A 16,393-nucleotide genomic window follows, 5' to 3' on the forward strand; every position below is an offset into this window, starting at 1 on the left:
CTATACTACCGGCATTCACCTGCGGGAGCCCCCATGAATCAACAATATGGGCAGCTGGTTAGCCGGGCTGCAATCGCGGCGACCGTCATGGCGTCGTTGCTACTGTTAATAAAAATTTTCGCCTGGTGGTATACCGGCTCGGTCAGTATTCTGGCGGCGCTGGTGGACTCACTGGTCGATATCGCAGCTTCATTGACGAACTTGCTTGTGGTGCGTTATTCACTCCAGCCAGCAGACGAAGAACATACATTCGGTCACGGCAAAGCGGAATCGCTGGCCGCTCTCGCACAAAGCATGTTCATCTCAGGCTCGGCCCTGTTCCTGTTTTTAACCGGTATTCAGCATCTGGCTGACCCTTCACCGATGAAAGATCCTGGCATTGGCGTGGCGGTGACGATTGTGGCACTGATAAGCACCTTAGTTTTGGTGACCTTCCAGCGCTGGGTGGTACGAAAAACACAAAGCCAGGCCGTCCGGGCCGATATGCTTCATTATCAGTCTGATGTTATGATGAATGGCGCAATTCTTATTGCGCTGGCCCTTTCCTGGTACGGTTGGCATCGTGCTGATTCGCTGTTTGCTTTGGGTATTGGCGTGTACATTTTGTATAGCGCGCTGCGAATGGGTTATGAAGCCGTGCAATCGCTGCTTGATCGGGCGTTACCAGACGAGGAACGTCAGGCTATTATTGATATCGTGAACGCGTGGCCCGGTGTCAGAGGGGCTCACGATCTCCGAACGCGGCAGTCAGGGCCGACCCGCTTTATACAGCTTCATATTGAGATGGAAGATAATTTACCGCTGGTTCAGGCGCATGTTGTGGCTGAACAGGTGGAGCAGGCGATTCTGCAGCGTTTCCCAGGATCGGATGTGATTATCCACCAGGATCCTTGCTCTGTTGTTCCGACGGGACGGCAGGGGCATTTCGAGCTTTAGTTTTACGTTGGAAAGTTGGCGCTGACTGGCAGTTTTTGCATAATGTACCGCCATTTGGCCTGACCTGAATCAATTCAGCTGGGAGCCGTTGTTATACTATTTGGGCAGCGTCGAAGTTTCGGATTGCCCGCAGCGTTTTCCGGCAACAGGATTAATTTTGCTTTCAAAGTTCAGAGGTAGTCATGATCAAAAAAATTGGTGTGTTGACGAGTGGCGGTGATGCGCCGGGCATGAACGCGGCTATCCGCGGTGTGGTGCGTGCAGCGCTGTCAGAAGGTTTGGAAGTCATGGGTGTCTATGATGGCTACCTGGGTCTGTACGAAGATCGCATGGTGCAGCTGGACCGCTACAGCGTGTCCGACATGATCAACCGTGGCGGTACATTCCTCGGCTCCGCTCGCTTCCCTGAGTTCCGCGATGAAAACATTCGCGCCGTGGCTATCGAAAACCTGAAAAAACGCGGCATTGATGCGCTGGTGGTTATTGGCGGTGACGGTTCTTACATGGGGGCGATGCGCCTGACCGAAATGGGCTTCCCTTGCATCGGCCTGCCGGGCACCATCGATAACGATATTAAAGGTACCGATTACACCATCGGTTACTTCACTGCGCTGGAAACCGTGGTTGAAGCGATTGACCGCCTGCGCGATACCTCCTCTTCACACCAGCGTATCTCCATCGTTGAAGTGATGGGGCGTTACTGCGGCGACCTGACCCTGGCTGCGGCTATCGCCGGCGGCTGTGAGTTTGTGGTGCTGCCGGAAGTTGAATTCAGCCGTGAAGATCTGGTGGCAGAAATCAAAGCCGGGATTGCGAAAGGTAAGAAACACGCCATTGTGGCTATTACCGAGCACATTTGCGATGTTGATGAACTGGCTAAATACATCGAAACCGAAACCAAACGCGAAACCCGTGCTACCGTTCTGGGCCACATCCAGCGCGGTGGTTCCCCGGTAGCGTATGACCGTATTCTGGCATCCCGTATGGGGGCTTACTCCATCGAGCTGCTGCTACAGGGCTTTGGCGGCCGCTGCGTCGGTATTCAGAACGAAAAACTGGTTCACCATGACATCATCGACGCGATTGAAAACATGAAGCGTCCGTTCAAAGGTGACTGGCTGGATTGCGCTAAAAAGCTGTATTAATCCAGATAGCTGTCAGTAAAAACCGGGCATGGCCCGGTTTTTTATTGCCTGTTATATCGCCAAAAGTTATAGCCAATCTTTTTTTATTCTTTAATCCTTGAAATAGTTTCTGGCAGGCTGGTCGCATCAAACTTCATAAAGAGAGCGTGCGATGAACAAGTGGGGCGTGGGTTTAACATTACTTTTGGCTTCTGGTGGCGTATTAGCGAAGGATATTCAGTTACTCAACGTGTCTTACGATCCGACTCGTGAACTGTATGAAGAATACAACAAAGCGTTCAGTGCTCACTGGAAGCAGCAAACCGGTGATACGGTCACCGTGCGCCAGTCGCACGGCGGATCCGGGAAGCAGGCAACGTCGGTCATTAATGGCATTGAAGCCGACGTCGTAACCCTGGCGCTGGCCTATGACGTTGATGCCATCGCCGAGCGCGGGCGCATTGATAAAAACTGGATCAAGCGCCTGCCAGACAACTCTGCGCCATATACATCCACCATCGTATTCCTGGTGCGCAAAGGCAACCCTAAACAAATTCATGACTGGAACGACCTGATCAAACCGGGTGTGTCTGTCATCACGCCAAACCCGAAAAGCTCCGGCGGCGCACGTTGGAACTATTTAGCGGCGTGGGGTTATGCGCTGCACCACAACAATAACGATCAGGCGAAAGCACAGGACTTCGTAAAAGCCTTATTCAAAAACGTAGAGGTGTTGGACTCCGGTGCCCGTGGTTCGACCAACACCTTTGTTGAGCGCGGCATTGGTGATGTGCTGATTGCGTGGGAAAACGAGGCGTTACTGGCTACCAATGAGTTGGGCAAAGACAAATTTGAGATTGTGACCCCGAGCGAATCTATTCTTGCGGAACCGACTGTGTCCGTTGTGGACAAGGTTGTTGAGAAGAAAGGGACTCAGGCCGTGGCAGAAGCATACCTGAAGTATCTCTACTCACCTGAAGGCCAGGAGATTGCGGCGAAGAATTACTATCGTCCGCGCGATCCTGAAGTCGCGAAGAAATACGAAAAAGAATTCCCGAAACTGAAGCTCTACACGATAGATGAAGAGTTTGGCGGCTGGGCAAAAGCACAGCAGGATCACTTCTCCAACGGCGGCAGTTTCGACCAAATCAGCAAGCGTTAACGTTAAATGGCCCTACGGGGCCATTTTTGTTTCCACGGTCTGACATTTACTCGCAGAATATCTTCCCGTAGAGTGCTGAAAAACTCTACAGGAGACAGGTATGTCGCTCTGGTTGTCGGACCCTCTAATCCTGCCCGGCATTATTATCCTTATCACCATTGTCCTTTGGGCCACTTCTGCCCTCCCGGAATACCTGACTGCACTGTTATTTTTTGCCGCGGCGATGGTGGCAAAGATAGCCCCGGCCGAGGTGATTTTTAGTGGTTTTGCCTCGTCGGCCTTCTGGCTGGTGTTCAGCGGTTTTGTGCTGGGGATTGCGATTCGCAAAACGGGTTTGGCCGATCGAGTTGCGCGGGCGCTGTCCGCCCGGCTGACCGACTCCTGGCTACATATGGTCGGCAGCGTCGTGCTTCTAAGCTATGCGCTGGCATTTGTTATGCCTTCAAATATGGGGCGCATTGCCCTGTTGATGCCGATTGTTGCGGCGATGGCGAAAAGAGCGTCCATCGGCGACGGCACCCGCGCCTGGTACGGTCTGGCGCTGGCCGTGGGGTTTGGCACTTTCCAGCTCTCGGCGACGATCTTACCGGCGAATGTGCCGAATCTGGTGATGAGCGGAGCGGCGGAAGGGTCTTATGGCCTGCATCTTAACTATCTGCCTTATTTGCTGCTGCACACTCCGGTGCTTGGCATTCTGAAAGGATTAGTGCTGATAGGCCTGATTGTCTGGCTATTTCCTGGCAAACCGCAGCCGCCAAAGCAAATTGAGAGTCCAGGACCGATGAGCCCTGAAGAAAAACGGCTGGCGTGGCTGCTGGTCGTTGTGCTCGGGCTGTGGGTGACGGAAAGCTGGCACGGTATTGGTCCTGCATGGATAGGGCTGATTGCCGCCTGTATGACGCTGTTACCGCGAGTGGGGTTTATCTCCGGCGAGGAGTTTGCCAGCGGGGTGAATGTGCGTACCTGCTTCTATGTGGCGGGCATTTTAGCGCTGGCCACGACTGTGACGCATATCGGTCTTGGGGCACTTGTGGGTGAGAAGCTAATGGCGATTATGCCCCTGGAGGCCAGCAGGCCGTTCACCAGCTTTGCCGCGCTAACCGGTATCACCAGCCTGCTCAACTTCATCGTCACTGCGAACGGCGTTCCGGCGCTCTATACCACTTTTGCCGAAAGCTTCTCACAGGCGACCGGTTTTCCACTTTTGTCGGTGATTATGATTCAGGTGCTGGGTTACTCAACGCCGCTTCTGCCGTATATGGCGTCGCCGATTGTGGTGGCGATGGGGTTGGGAAAAGTCCCGGCAAGGGAAGGGATGAAGCTTTGCCTGGCGCTGGCCGTGGTGACGTTTTCGATTTTGCTGCCGCTGGACTATGGCTGGTTCCAACTGCTGCACAAACTCTAAAAAAAAACGGCTCCGCAAGCGGAGCCGTTCATCAATATTATTGGCGTGATTACGCTTTTTTCGCTTCAGCTGCTGCTTTAACGATAACCGCGAAAGCGTCAGCTTTCAGGGATGCACCGCCAACCAGCGCGCCGTCAATGTCTGGCTGAGCAAACAGCTCTGCAGCGTTTTTATCGTTAACGGAGCCGCCGTACTGGATGATCACTTGCTCAGCCACTTTCGCGTCAGCTTTAGCAATGTGATCACGGATAAATTTGTGTACCGCCTGAGCCTGAGCTGGGGTTGCAGATTTACCGGTACCGATAGCCCAGATTGGTTCGTAAGCGATTACCGCACCTTCGAATGCTGCTGCGCCCTGAGTTTTCAGCACGGCGTCGATCTGGCGTGCACAAACTTCTTCGGTTTTGCCCGCTTCGTTTTCAGCTTCGCTTTCACCGATGCACAGAACTGGCACCAGGCCTGCTGCTTTCAGCACGGCGAATTTCTTAGCGATGAACTCATCAGACTCAGCGTGATAGGTACGACGCTCAGAGTGACCGATGATGATGTATTTAGCACCGATATCTTTCAGCATCTCTGCAGAAACTTCACCGGTAAACGCGCCGGACAGGTTAACGTCTACGTTCTGCGCGCCAAGAATGATGTGGCTACCGGAAGCAGCGTGTTTCGCCAGGTCCAGGTACATGGTTGGTGGGGCGATAGCCACGCCGCAGCCTTCCACGCCAGACAGCTCTTTACGCAGGTTAGCAACAAGCTCGTTAACCATGTGTTTGCTGCCGTTCAGTTTCCAGTTACCCATCACTAAAGGATGTCGCATTTTAATTCTCCACGCGGTAAGCAATAAAAAGAATCACTGCCCGTCGGGCAGCTTGGTCTGTGAAACAGTATAGAGAGTCGGCGGGCGAAAGGCTTTGCTTTTTGTCATTTATTCGCCGCTGTTTAGCGTCTCAGATAGCGTTAGCTTAATCGGTTCAACGGCGAAAGTTAGCCCCTTTTCGCCGTTATCTGCCACGACATAGCGAATAGCACCGTCGTTCTGCGCGAAATAGCGTTTATTTTTGCCGTCGTTGAGTAGTTTGGTCAGCTTCTGCTGGCTTTGCGCTTTGGAAAGCGTTGGCGTGAAGCTGCGGATGATCGCAGCCATGTATTCCAGCGCTTTGCCACGGGCGGCTTTTTGCTCCGGCCCCTGAATGGGGAGCCAGGTTATCTGCATCGACTTAATTTTTAGGGTGCCGAGTTCCAGTGCCACAGAAGCATAAAGGTTTTCGTTGATCTTGGTAGCGGCGCGGGTCAGATTGGCTTTGTCACGGCTCTTCTCCACGGCGCGAAATTCGTTCAGCGGTAGCGACGGATTATCAATATCAAATTTGCCACGAAACTGGGTAATGGTCAGATCGAAAGTGGGTGCGCCGGGCAGCAGATAAGGCGCCGCCGGAAGCTGAGAAACTGCGTCTGACGCAGGATCTGCCCGGCTCACCGCCAAAGGCAGCGCCAGCAGCACGAGGGCAGGCAGCAGGTATTTCATCGACACACTTCTCCTGATGGGTTCATCATCCCGATTAAATCGGCAATCCGTTGGCTTGTCAAAACGGGCGGTGACCAGGGTACACTACGCCGCGATAAAATAATAAGGACCTTACCCATGACCATACAGCAATGGTTGTTCTCTTTTAAAGGGCGTATTGGACGCCGCGATTTTTGGATTTGGATCGGCGCGTGGATAGTCGGGCTGATTATTCTGTTTACCCTGGCCGGGGCCGAAATCATGCCGTATTCCACGGCGGGCTTCTTCCTCACCGGCTCGCTGATTCCAACCGCGGCGGTGATTGTGAAGCGCCTGCATGACAGGGATAAAAAAGGCTGGTGGGCGTTGCTCTTTATTCCTGCCTGGCTGCTGGTGGCGGGAAACTGGGAAACCTTTGGCACCTTGTGGCAGTGGGGATTGGGGCGTTTTATCCCGACGCTGATTTTCGTCATGGTGCTGATGGACCTGGGCGCTTTTGTTGGCACCCAGGGTGAAAACCGTTTCGGGAAAGAGACCAGCGAAGTTAAATTCCGCTGATTTACCAGTAATGCTCGGCGGTCATGTGGCCAGGCCTGCGGCGCAGATGTTTGGCCATCTGCCGGGTATCTTTCAAGAGCTGTTGCGTGTCACGCACCATTTGCGGATTACCGCATAGCATCACATGGCTGGTTTCAATATCCATCGGTAAACCAACGGCGGCCTCCAGCTCACCGCTTTCTATCAGCGCCGGAACACGCCCGGTGAGCGAACCTGCGACCGTTTCGCGGCTGACCACGGTTTGAATACGCAGTTTGCCCTGGTAGCGTTCTTGTAGTTCAAGCATCAGCGGCAGATAGCTTAAATCGTTGGCATAGCGGACCGCATGGAGCAGCACGATATTCTCAAAACGTTCAAGGTCTTTGCCTTCCTGCAGGATTGAAAGATAAGGCCCCAGCGCGGTGCCGGTCGCCAGCATCCAGAGTGTTTTGCACTCAGGAATTTCTTCCAGAACAAAGAACCCGGCGGCTTCGCTTACCAGCTGCACTTCATCGCCAGGCTTGAGCGCATGCAGACGTGGGCTGAGTTTCCCTTCGGGAACGGTGACCAGATAGAACTCGAGATCGGGATTACTGGGGGCATTCACGTAGGAGTAGGCACGCTGTACGCGTTCGCCGTCAATTTCCAGCCCAAGCTTGGTAAATTGCCCGGCGGTAAACGCATGCACCGGCGCATGAACCGTCAGGCTGAAGAGAGAATCCGTCCAGTTTTGAACTCTGGTAACTTTACCTGTAACCCACTCCGCCATGTTGTACTCCCGTCGTTGCTTTTTACCTATCTTCACCAGAATGTGGCAGCATTTCCAGCCCAAACGAGCCGGAAAGCTCGAACCAACAAACGAGAAACGTTACAGAATATGCTTCTGTACCTCGGTATCTTTACGATCGAGATAATGAATAGACTGAATGCGGCGGATCGTACGGGATTTACCGCGAATCAGCAGCGTCTCCGTGGTGGCCATATTGCCTTTACGGGTGATCCCTTCCAGCAGATCGCCTTTGGTGATGCCGGTAGCGGAGAAAATAACGTTGTCGTTACGCGCCATTTCATCGAGCTTCAGCACGCGTTCAGCCTCAATGCCCATTGCTTTGCAGCGCGCCAGTTCCTGTTCGCCGATGCGGCGGTTTTCTTCACTGCCGCCTTTTACGTGGTGGCGAGCCAGCAGGCGGCCCTGCATGTCGCCGTCCAGCGCGCGGATTACTGCCGCTGAAACCACACCTTCCGGCGCACCGCCGATGCCGTAGAGGACATCCACTTCGCTGTCCGGCATGCAGGTCAAAATAGAAGCCGCTACGTCGCCATCCGGAATAGCGAACACGCGCACGCCAAGCTTTTGCATCTCTTTGATCGTTTCGTCGTGACGTGGCTTGGCCAGAATGGTTACGGTCAATTCGCTAAGCGGTTTTTCCAGCGCAGCGGCGATGCGGCGAAGATTGTCCTCGAGGCTGAGATTAAGGTCGATGACGCCTTTGGCTCCAGGCCCAACAATCAGTTTTTCCATATACATATCGGGCGCATTGAGGAACGTGCCTTTATCTCCCACCGCGAGCACAGCCAGAGCGTTGGCCTGGCCCATCGCCGTCATGCGCGTACCTTCGATGGGGTCAACGGCAATATCTACCGCGTCGCCTTTCCCGGTCCCGACTTTTTCACCAATGTAGAGCATCGGCGCTTCGTCAATTTCGCCTTCGCCAATGACGATCTCACCGTCGATATTGATTTGGTTAAGGACGATACGCATGGCGTTTACCGCTGCACCGTCGGCGACATTTTTATCGCCGCGGCCAAGCCATTTGTAGCCAGCAAGGGCGGCGGCTTCGGTCACGCGGGAAAATTCGATGGCAAGTTCTCGTTTCATAGCAGACTCATTTAGCAAACAGAATTGCCGGGGAGTTTAGCACAGGCGAGAAAAGGGGCGGGAAAGGCAGAGACTGAAAGGCCCCTTTTCAGGGGCCTTGTAGGGATTATTTCTCTTCGTGATCTTCCCAGGCAAGGGCGCGTTTAACCGCCTTCTGCCAGCCGGCGTAGCGGTAATTACGCTCGGTGGTTTCGATACCAGGGCGGAACTCTTTCTCGATGACGGATTTCTCCTGCAGCTCATCGAGGTTCTGCCAGAAGCCCACGGCCAGACCGGCCAGGTAAGCCGCACCCAACGCAGTGACTTCGCGAACTTCAGGACGCTCAACACGGGTACCCAGAATGTCGGACTGGAACTGCATCAGGAAGTTGTTGGCTACCGCACCGCCGTCAACGCGCAGCGCGTGCAGACGAATACCGGAGTCTGCCTGCATTGCTTCCAGCACGTCACGGGTCTGGTAGGCGATTGATTCCAGAGTGGCGCGAATGATGTGGTTAGAGTTCACGCCGCGGGTCAGGCCGAAAATAGCCCCACGTGCATACGGGTCCCAGTAAGGTGCGCCGAGGCCGGTGAACGCAGGCACAACGTAGACGCCGTTGGTATCCTTCACCTTGTTGGCGAAGTACTCGGAGTCGAACGCATCGCCAATCAGCTTCATTTCGTCACGCAGCCACTGAATGGATGCCCCCGCCATGAATACGGCGCCTTCCAGCGCGTAGTTCACTTCACCTTTCGGGCCGCAGGCGATAGTCGTCAGCAGGCCATTGGTGGAGGCCACGGCTTTCTCACCGGTGTTCATCAGCATAAAGCAGCCGGTTCCGTAGGTGTTCTTCGCCATCCCTTCTTTCACGCACAGCTGGCCAAACAGCGCGGCCTGCTGGTCACCCGCGATCCCGGCAATAGGAATACGCGTGCCGCCCTTACCGCCGATGTTGGTCTGGCCATAGACTTCGGAAGACTTGCGCACTTCCGGCAGCATAGCGCGAGGAATGTCCAGCGCTTCCAGCATGCGGTCATCCCAGTCCAGCTCGTGGATGTTAAACAGCATGGTACGAGAAGCGTTGGTGTAGTCGGTGACGTGTACACGCCCCTGAGTCATCTTCCAGATGAGCCAGGTATCCACGGTACCGAACAGCAGTTCACCACGGCGAGCACGCTCGCGGGAGCCTTCGACGTGGTCGAGGATCCATTTAACTTTAGTGCCGGAGAAGTACGGGTCCACCACGAGGCCGGTGTTGTGACGCACGTATTCTTCCATGCCGTTGCGCTTCAACTCTTCACAGATATCAGCGGTACGGCGGCACTGCCAGACGATAGCGTTGTAAATTGGCTTACCGGTTTCGCGCTCCCAAACTACTGTGGTTTCACGCTGGTTGGTGATGCCGATGGCCGCGATTTCGTCGGAGTTGATGTCGGCTTTCGCCAGCACTTCTACCAGCGTGGAGCTTTGGGTGGCCCAGATTTCCATCGGGTCATGCTCTACCCAGCCTGGCTTAGGATAGATTTGCTCAAATTCACGCTGTGCAACGCTAATGATGTTGGCGTCATGATCCAGGACGACGGCACGCGAGCTGGTTGTTCCCTGGTCGAGAGCGACGATGTACTTTTTTTCTGTAGTCATAATCAAGTCCTGAAGTCAGTATTACAGTGCTTTTTGCTGAGAGGTCACCTTGCTGTCCGGCTTGTCTTCTTCGACAACGCAGACGTCGCATGGCAGGTGGCGACCAATCAATTTACGGTAGCCGAATGCGCCGAGGGAAGCGCCGAGAATAGGCGCAAACAGCGGCACCAGGAAGTAAGGAATATCTTTCCCGCCGGTGAAGGCGACGTCGCCCCAGCCAGCCAGCCACGCAAAGGTCTTCGGCCCAAGGTCACGCGCTGGGTTCATCGCAAACCCGGTCAGTGGTCCCATGGACGCGCCGATCACCGCAATCAGCAGGCCAATCAGCAGCGGAGCCAGTGGGCCACGCGGCACGCCGTTGCCATCGTCGGTCAGCGCCAGAATGACGCCCATCAGAATGGCAGTGATCACCATTTCTACGGCGAATGCCTGGACGAAGTTAATGTGTGGGTTCGGATAGGTGGAGAAGATGCCCGCCAAATCCAGGCTTTCTACGCTGCCGCGCACCATATGGTGCGTTTGTTCGTAGTCGAGGAACAGATTGTAATATAAGCCATAAACCAACGCGGCGGCGCAGAATGCGCCAAGGAACTGTGAAATAATAAACGGCACGACTTTGCGTCCGTCAAAACAAGCGAACAGCCAGAGTGCGATCGTTACTGCCGGGTTAAGATGTGCGCCGGAAACCCCTGCGGTCATATAGATGGCCATTGCCACCCCTAAGCCCCAGATTATGCTGATTTCCCACTGCCCGAACGTGGCACCGGCCACTTTCAATGCAGCAACACATCCCACACCGAAGAAGATCAACAACGCGGTACCCATGAATTCGGCGATGCACTGGCCTTTTAAGGTTGTTGTAGCGGTCTGACTCATAGTGGGGTCCTGAAGGCAAATTGATGATTATTGTTGTCGAGCATCCTTGTCACCTTTATGCCATGTAGGCATGGTGTTAATTTATCGTTAACGAGCACAAACGAGAAATATCGAACTTAAAATGTGCGTGGTGCGTCAAGAAAATGAGCGTTTTCGCGCTAAAAAATGAGCGGTGCCTCATGGGAAAGAAGGGGGAATTACGCGTTTTGTTAACGTGTTTTTTAACAATTCGAATCGACCGTGAACCCTGGCTTTCAGCATAGGCTGAAAAACGTCATGTTACGCAAAGAGCGCGGTAAGCCGCTGGACACGGGCATCCGGGCTACTTACAATCGAGTTACGCTACGTGTTGTGCATACGTTCATAAAGGCGTCGCCGTAGAATCGGGACGAGGATAGCCATCCATCAACGCCTTGCCATTCAGGAGAGTTCGAAATGTCATTTGAAGTGTTTGAGAAACTGGAAGCAAAAGTTCAGCAGGCGGTTGACACGATTACGTTGTTACAGATGGAAATCGAAGAGCTGAAAGAGAAAAATAACGGTCTGGCTCAGGAAGTTCAGCAGGCGCAAAGCAACCATGAAGAGCTGGTGCGTGAAAACAGCAGCCTGAAAGAACAACAGCATGTCTGGCAGGAGCGTTTACACGCGCTGCTGGGCAAAATGGAAGAAGTGTAATTCCTGCTTCCGACAAAAAAACGGGCGCCTGAGGCGCCCGTTTTGCTATTCATCGACCGGATTACTCAATATCCAGCGGATCTTCGGAGAGAATGATGCCGGTGTTATCGGCATACAGATGGTCGCCTGAGAAGAAGGTCACGCCACCAAAATTGACGCGCACATCGCTTTCGCCGATGCCTTCTCCCGCGGAGCCAGCCGGGATGGCGGCAATCGCCTGGATGCCAATGTCCAGCTCTTCCAGGTCATCCACCTGGCGCACCGCGCCGTAAACCACAATGCCTTCCCACTCGTTTTGCAGCGCAAGACGAGCCAGTTCCGCATCAATCAGCGCGCGGCGTACTGAACCACCGCCGTCTACCAGCAGGACTCGCCCACGGCCATTCTCTTCGAGCAGATCGTACAGCAACCCGTTGTCCTCGAAACATTTCACCGTGATGATTTGCCCACCAAATGACGAGCGGCCACCAAAGTTGGAGAACAACGGCTCAACGACGTTGACCTCTTCCTGGTAGATGTCACAAAGCTCAGAAGTATCGTATTTCATAGGATTAAGGTTCATTTGCTGCAGGAGTTGTCAGTATATCGCGTTCTGTTAACTGTTGGCAAAATCATCAATTGTTAATTGATATTTGTCAGTCATCACACAACGGTACTGAGGACGACGCCCAGTGCAAACAGCAGATTCGTCAGCAACGCGGCTTTGACGGTGCGTTCCAGCATCGGGCGCATCGCCACGGGATCTTGCTCCCGCATGACGTAGGTAACCTGCTTGAGCAGCAGCGGCGCGGCCAGAACAAATAACCATCCCCACAGGCTCTTGAGCCAGATAAGGTTAAACAGGGCGAGACAGGCCAAAGCCCCGATGAGCAGAGCGGCATGATAGCGGCGTGCAACAATGGGCCCAAGACGTACAGCAAGGGTATTTTTACCGTTCTCACGATCGCTATCGATATCACGCAGGTTATTGATATTCAGCACTGCGGTGGCGAGTAACCCACAGGCCGTGGCCGGCAGAATCACCAGCGCCGCCAGCGAATTAGCCTGCAGATACCAGGTACCCGCCACGCTAATCCAGCCGAAGAACACCAGCACTGAGATATCTCCCAGCCCCATGTAGCCATAAGGACGGGTGCCGACGGTGTAGGTAATGGCGGCGACGATAGACAGCAGCCCAAGTAGCAAGAAGCCCATGAAATCGGAGAAGGTATGGCAGGCAAGGGCGACCAGCGACAGACCCGACAAACAAATGAGGATGACGGTGATGACCAGCGCACGTTTCATCTGCGCCTGAGTAATCATTCCTTTTTGCATCCCGCGTAGTGGCCCGAGACGGTCTTCTTTGTCGCTGCCTTTGACCGCGTCGCCATAGTCATTGGCGAGGTTAGACAGGATCTGCAAAAGTCCGGCGGTCAGCAGCGCCAGCAGCGCCACAGCCGGGTCAAAGACACCTTGCCAGTAAGTCAGGGCCGAACCGCAGACGATTGAAGCAAACGCCAGAGGTAGCGTGCGTGGGCGAAGGCTTTCCAGCCAGGCCTGGGTGACACTTGTAGGTTGCGAATCGCTCATTATTTGGTTGCCAGTTTAGATAAAAAAATGGAGGGCATAAGCCCTCCATTTCAAATGAAGAAAATGCGTTAGCCGGATTATAGGATAAAACGGCTCAGGTCTTCATCTGCAACCAGCTCATCCAGATGTTTACCGACGTATTCGGCATCGATCAGGATGGACTGACCATCTAACTCGCTGGCGTCATAGGAGATATCTTCCATCAGACGTTCAAGCACGGTGTGAAGGCGACGTGCCCCGATGTTTTCGGTAGATTCGTTTACCTGCCAGGCAGCCTGAGCAATACGACGAATACCGTCCTCGGTAAAGTCGATGTTCACGCCTTCGGTTGCCATCAGCGCTTTGTACTGTACGGTCACGGAGGCGTTAGGTTCGGTCAGGATGCGCTCGAAATCATCTACGGTCAGCGCCTGCAGCTCAACGCGGATAGGCAAACGCCCCTGCAGCTCAGGAATCAGGTCTGACGGGCTCGCAACCTGGAATGCGCCGGAAGCGATAAACAGGATGTGGTCAGTTTTTACCATGCCGTGCTTGGTGGATACGGTGCAGCCTTCTACCAGCGGCAGCAGGTCACGCTGTACGCCTTCGCGGGACACATCCGGGCCGGAGCTGTTGCCGCCGCGCTTACAAATTTTGTCGATTTCATCGATAAACACGATCCCGTGCTGCTCAACTGCGTCGATGGCGTCCTGCTTCAGCTCTTCCGGGTTCACCAGCTTCGCCGCTTCTTCTTCCACCAGCAGCTTCATCGCATCTTTGATTTTCAGCTTGCGTGGCTTTTGCTTCTGGCCGCCCAGGTTCTGGAACATGGATTGCAGCTGGCTGGTCATCTCTTCCATGCCAGGAGGTGCCATGATTTCTACGCCCATCGGTGCAGCAGCGAGATCGATTTCGATCTCTTTATCATCCAGTTGGCCTTCGCGCAGTTTCTTGCGGAACGACTGGCGAGCAGCCGATGGCTCCTGCTGGGCTTCCGCCTGACCCCAGTTGTTCTTCGCCGGTGGGATCAGCACGTCGAGAATACGCTCTTCGGCCATTTCTTCAGCGCGGTAGCGGTTCTTCTCGATAGACTGCATGCGCACCATTTTGACTGCGGCATCGGTCAGATCGCGGATAATGGAGTCCACTTCTTTGCCCACATAGCCGACTTCGGTGAATTTGGTCGCTTCAACTTTGATGAACGGCGCGTTGGCCAGTTTTGCCAGGCGGCGGGCAATTTCGGTTTTACCCACGCCGGTTGGGCCGATCATCAGAATGTTTTTAGGGGTAACTTCATGGCGCAGCTCTTCATCAAGCTGCATACGGCGCCAGCGGTTACGTAAGGCGATAGCGACGGAGCGCTTAGCGTTGTCCTGGCCGATAATGTGTTTATTCAGCTCGCTAACAATTTCGCGTGGGGTCATTTCAGACATGGGAGATCCTTACGCTTTAGACGGTAATTCTTCGATGGTATGGAAGTGGTTGGTATAAACGCAGATATCACCTGCAATATCCAACGCTTTCACAGCGATATCGCGCGCGCCCATTTCGGTATTTTCCAGAAGGGCACGGGCTGCGGCCTGGGCGTATGGGCCGCCGGAGCCAATGGCAATCAGATCGTTTTCAGGCTGGATGACGTCCCCGTTACCGGTGATGATCAGCGACGCGCTTTCGTCGGCCACGGCCAGCAGCGCTTCAAGCTTGCGCAGCATGCGGTCGGTACGCCAGTCTTTCGCCAGCTCAACGGCGGCTTTCACCAGGTGACCCTGATGCATTTCCAGCTTGCGCTCAAACAGTTCGAACAGCGTGAAGGCATCCGCAGTACCGCCGGCAAAACCCGCGATCACTTTATCGTTGTACAGGCGACGTACTTTTTTGACGTTACCTTTCATGACGGTATTACCCAGCGTGGCCTGGCCATCGCCGGCAATAACCACATGGCCGTTACGACGTACACTTACTATTGTTGTCACGATCGGACCCCTTTTGCATCAGCTAAACAGGAGCCCTGCGCGGTGCGCAGGGCCTAATGCCATTATAAATGGGGGGCAATTTTGGGGTTTCAACCCCCGGCGGCAAGACGAATACAGCTGGTATGCCCAGCCATCTTCAGCCGATTGATGGTGCCATCGGCATTGTCTTTACCTTTGATTGGCCCAATAACGACGCGGTTCCAGCCGTTGTTGGTGGTAATGCGGGAGTCAAAGCCTTCAAACGCCAACTGAGCACGAACGGTTTCCGCCTGCTCGCTGCCTTTAAATGAACCACACTGCACCATCCAGCGTTTTTCATCTTTTTTCTCCTGAGCAGCAGGAGCCTGCTTAGCCACTTCTGGCTCACGCGTAATTGGTGCAGGCTGAGCTTCACGCTGAACCGGTTTGGTTTGCTGTGGCGCTTTTTGCTGGCTGTGCGGTGGCGTTTGCAGCAGATCCTGATACGGCTGCTGATTATTTGCCGTAGAGGTTTTCGGCTGTTGCTGCGGCACAGTTTTTGGCTGTTGATAAGGCTGCGTGGTTTGTTGCGTGTTACGCGGCTGCTGGTATGGCTGTTCCGCTACACGCTGCTGAACGCGAGGCTGCTGCGTCTGCGTGTTCCACTGCTGCTGTTGCACAGGCTGAGTTTGCTGCACAATCTGTTTCTGGCGCTGCAGCGTTTGCTGGCGCTGGGCAGGGGTTTGCTCATTCCACGGGACTTCATTCAGCTGCGTAGGCTGCTGGCGCATATCCGCCTGCATTTGCTCCAGCAACTGGCGCTGTTCGTTGGTTAGCTGGCTTTGATTCATGACTTCGCCGCCGGCTGTCGGTTCGGTAGGCGCACGTACGCCAGGCTGGCGGTTTTCCAGCTCTTTAATGTAACGCCAGCGCTCTTCCGGTTTTGGCGGCAGGCCATTGCCGGTCACTTTGTGGCCAGGGAGCGCGTCAATCTCTTCTTTCTTATGGTGAGTAATAAAGTAAAGAGCGCCGACAAAGGCCACCACGACTGCGGCCGCAATGGCAACCATCGTTGGAGAGACGGAGGGCAGACTACGTTGCTTTTTGCGGGGTGTACTTTTTTTGCGCCGCGTCCCTGCCGATTGCCCGCGGCTTACATAATCTCGTTGTGCCACTATCGTTTCGCTGTCTTTAT

17 protein-coding genes are annotated in these 16,393 nt (G+C 54.3%); 6 read left to right on the top strand and 11 right to left on the bottom strand.

Annotated elements, in window-relative coordinates:
* The first annotated feature begins 33 nt into the window (after positions 1 to 33).
* The 4 genes from fieF (at position 34) to WFK85_RS19610 (ending at position 4,627) form a co-directional block, all read left to right on the top strand.
* Positions 34 to 936, top strand: coding sequence for a CDF family cation-efflux transporter FieF (fieF, locus tag WFK85_RS19595; protein ID WP_008457498.1), 903 nt, complete (start codon positions 34 to 36; stop codon positions 934 to 936).
* A gap of 182 nt (positions 937 to 1,118) precedes the next feature.
* Positions 1,119 to 2,081: a 6-phosphofructokinase gene (gene pfkA, locus WFK85_RS19600; protein WP_008457500.1), complete on the top strand. Its 963-nt coding sequence runs from the start codon at positions 1,119 to 1,121 to the stop codon at positions 2,079 to 2,081.
* Positions 2,082 to 2,232: 151 nt separating this feature from the next.
* Positions 2,233 to 3,222, top strand: coding sequence for a sulfate ABC transporter substrate-binding protein (locus tag WFK85_RS19605; protein ID WP_008457502.1), 990 nt, complete (start codon positions 2,233 to 2,235; stop codon positions 3,220 to 3,222).
* 100 nt (positions 3,223 to 3,322) lie between these two features.
* Positions 3,323 to 4,627 (top strand): SLC13 family permease, encoded by a 1,305-nt coding sequence (locus WFK85_RS19610; protein WP_166995764.1) that lies wholly within the window; start codon positions 3,323 to 3,325, stop codon positions 4,625 to 4,627.
* 49 nt (positions 4,628 to 4,676) lie between these two features.
* Here WFK85_RS19610 and tpiA read toward each other — a convergent pair whose 3' ends face one another.
* Both tpiA and WFK85_RS19620 read right to left on the bottom strand, forming a co-directional pair.
* Complete coding sequence (tpiA, locus tag WFK85_RS19615; RefSeq protein WP_008457509.1) at positions 4,677 to 5,444, bottom strand: triose-phosphate isomerase; 768 nt, start codon at positions 5,442 to 5,444, stop codon at positions 4,677 to 4,679.
* A 108-nt stretch (positions 5,445 to 5,552) separates the two neighbouring features.
* Positions 5,553 to 6,152, bottom strand: coding sequence for a DUF1454 family protein (locus tag WFK85_RS19620; protein WP_166995832.1), 600 nt, complete (start codon positions 6,150 to 6,152; stop codon positions 5,553 to 5,555).
* Positions 6,153 to 6,269: 117 nt separating this feature from the next.
* On the opposite strand from WFK85_RS19620, the gene WFK85_RS19625 reads away from it, so the two are divergent.
* A complete protein-coding gene (locus WFK85_RS19625) occupies positions 6,270 to 6,689 on the top strand; it encodes a DUF805 domain-containing protein (protein WP_008457512.1) in 420 nt (139 codons plus the stop codon).
* A 1-nt stretch (position 6,690) separates the two neighbouring features.
* Here the strand turns inward: WFK85_RS19625 and fpr are convergent, their stop codons facing one another.
* The 4 genes from fpr to WFK85_RS19645 all read right to left on the bottom strand — a co-directional run bounded on the left by fpr (position 6,691) and on the right by WFK85_RS19645 (position 11,044).
* Positions 6,691 to 7,437 (bottom strand): ferredoxin--NADP(+) reductase, encoded by a 747-nt coding sequence (fpr, locus tag WFK85_RS19630; protein ID WP_008457514.1) that lies wholly within the window; start codon positions 7,435 to 7,437, stop codon positions 6,691 to 6,693.
* 99 nt (positions 7,438 to 7,536) lie between these two features.
* The gene (gene glpX / locus WFK85_RS19635) at positions 7,537 to 8,547 is read right to left on the bottom strand and encodes a class II fructose-bisphosphatase (RefSeq protein ID WP_336709068.1); all 1,011 of its coding nucleotides are present in this window, start codon (positions 8,545 to 8,547) and stop codon (positions 7,537 to 7,539) included.
* 106 nt (positions 8,548 to 8,653) lie between these two features.
* Entirely contained in the window at positions 8,654 to 10,168 is a 1,515-nt protein-coding gene (gene glpK, locus WFK85_RS19640; RefSeq protein WP_008457520.1) for a glycerol kinase GlpK, read from the bottom strand.
* A 21-nt stretch (positions 10,169 to 10,189) separates the two neighbouring features.
* Positions 10,190 to 11,044 carry an MIP/aquaporin family protein gene (locus WFK85_RS19645; protein WP_008457530.1) on the bottom strand — a complete coding sequence of 285 codons (855 nt, stop codon included), beginning with the start codon at positions 11,042 to 11,044 and terminating at the stop codon, positions 10,190 to 10,192.
* 435 nt (positions 11,045 to 11,479) lie between these two features.
* On the opposite strand from WFK85_RS19645, the gene zapB reads away from it, so the two are divergent.
* Complete coding sequence (gene zapB / locus WFK85_RS19650) at positions 11,480 to 11,719, top strand: septal ring assembly protein ZapB (RefSeq protein WP_008457532.1); 240 nt, start codon at positions 11,480 to 11,482, stop codon at positions 11,717 to 11,719.
* Positions 11,720 to 11,780: 61 nt separating this feature from the next.
* On the opposite strand, the gene rraA is transcribed toward zapB, so the two are convergent.
* The 5 genes from rraA to ftsN form a co-directional block, all read right to left on the bottom strand.
* Positions 11,781 to 12,266 (bottom strand): ribonuclease E activity regulator RraA, encoded by a 486-nt coding sequence (gene rraA / locus WFK85_RS19655; RefSeq protein WP_008457535.1) that lies wholly within the window; start codon positions 12,264 to 12,266, stop codon positions 11,781 to 11,783.
* Positions 12,267 to 12,361: 95 nt separating this feature from the next.
* Positions 12,362 to 13,288: a 1,4-dihydroxy-2-naphthoate polyprenyltransferase gene (gene menA / locus WFK85_RS19660; protein ID WP_008457540.1), complete on the bottom strand. Its 927-nt coding sequence runs from the start codon at positions 13,286 to 13,288 to the stop codon at positions 12,362 to 12,364.
* A 77-nt stretch (positions 13,289 to 13,365) separates the two neighbouring features.
* Positions 13,366 to 14,700, bottom strand: a complete 1,335-nt coding sequence (gene hslU / locus WFK85_RS19665; protein WP_008457542.1) for an HslU--HslV peptidase ATPase subunit — start codon at positions 14,698 to 14,700, stop codon at positions 13,366 to 13,368.
* A gap of 9 nt (positions 14,701 to 14,709) precedes the next feature.
* The gene (hslV, locus tag WFK85_RS19670) at positions 14,710 to 15,240 is read right to left on the bottom strand and encodes an ATP-dependent protease subunit HslV (protein WP_008457544.1); all 531 of its coding nucleotides are present in this window, start codon (positions 15,238 to 15,240) and stop codon (positions 14,710 to 14,712) included.
* Between the two features lie 89 nt (positions 15,241 to 15,329).
* The gene (gene ftsN, locus WFK85_RS19675; protein WP_166879279.1) at positions 15,330 to 16,373 is read right to left on the bottom strand and encodes a cell division protein FtsN; all 1,044 of its coding nucleotides are present in this window, start codon (positions 16,371 to 16,373) and stop codon (positions 15,330 to 15,332) included.
* Between the last annotated feature and the right edge of the window lie 20 nt (positions 16,374 to 16,393).

Source organism: Cedecea sp. VD22 (assembly GCF_037150195.1).
Lineage (GTDB): Bacteria > Pseudomonadota > Gammaproteobacteria > Enterobacterales > Enterobacteriaceae > Cedecea.

Excerpts from the sequence above, each read along its gene's own strand:
- fieF (WP_008457498.1), top strand. The coding sequence starts at position 34 with ATGAATCAACAATATGGGCAGCTGGTTAGCCGGGCTGCAATCGCGGCG.
- pfkA (WP_008457500.1), top strand. The coding sequence starts at position 1,119 with ATGATCAAAAAAATTGGTGTGTTGACGAGTGGCGGTGATGCGCCGGGC.
- WFK85_RS19605 (WP_008457502.1), top strand. The coding sequence starts at position 2,233 with ATGAACAAGTGGGGCGTGGGTTTAACATTACTTTTGGCTTCTGGTGGC.
- WFK85_RS19610 (WP_166995764.1), top strand. The coding sequence starts at position 3,323 with ATGTCGCTCTGGTTGTCGGACCCTCTAATCCTGCCCGGCATTATTATC.
- tpiA (WP_008457509.1), bottom strand. The coding sequence starts at position 5,444 with ATGCGACATCCTTTAGTGATGGGTAACTGGAAACTGAACGGCAGCAAA.
- WFK85_RS19620 (WP_166995832.1), bottom strand. The coding sequence starts at position 6,152 with ATGAAATACCTGCTGCCTGCCCTCGTGCTGCTGGCGCTGCCTTTGGCG.
- WFK85_RS19625 (WP_008457512.1), top strand. The coding sequence starts at position 6,270 with ATGACCATACAGCAATGGTTGTTCTCTTTTAAAGGGCGTATTGGACGC.
- fpr (WP_008457514.1), bottom strand. The coding sequence starts at position 7,437 with ATGGCGGAGTGGGTTACAGGTAAAGTTACCAGAGTTCAAAACTGGACG.
- glpX (WP_336709068.1), bottom strand. The coding sequence starts at position 8,547 with ATGAAACGAGAACTTGCCATCGAATTTTCCCGCGTGACCGAAGCCGCC.
- glpK (WP_008457520.1), bottom strand. The coding sequence starts at position 10,168 with ATGACTACAGAAAAAAAGTACATCGTCGCTCTCGACCAGGGAACAACC.
- WFK85_RS19645 (WP_008457530.1), bottom strand. The coding sequence starts at position 11,044 with ATGAGTCAGACCGCTACAACAACCTTAAAAGGCCAGTGCATCGCCGAA.
- zapB (WP_008457532.1), top strand. The coding sequence starts at position 11,480 with ATGTCATTTGAAGTGTTTGAGAAACTGGAAGCAAAAGTTCAGCAGGCG.
- rraA (WP_008457535.1), bottom strand. The coding sequence starts at position 12,266 with ATGAAATACGATACTTCTGAGCTTTGTGACATCTACCAGGAAGAGGTC.
- menA (WP_008457540.1), bottom strand. The coding sequence starts at position 13,288 with ATGAGCGATTCGCAACCTACAAGTGTCACCCAGGCCTGGCTGGAAAGC.
- hslU (WP_008457542.1), bottom strand. The coding sequence starts at position 14,700 with ATGTCTGAAATGACCCCACGCGAAATTGTTAGCGAGCTGAATAAACAC.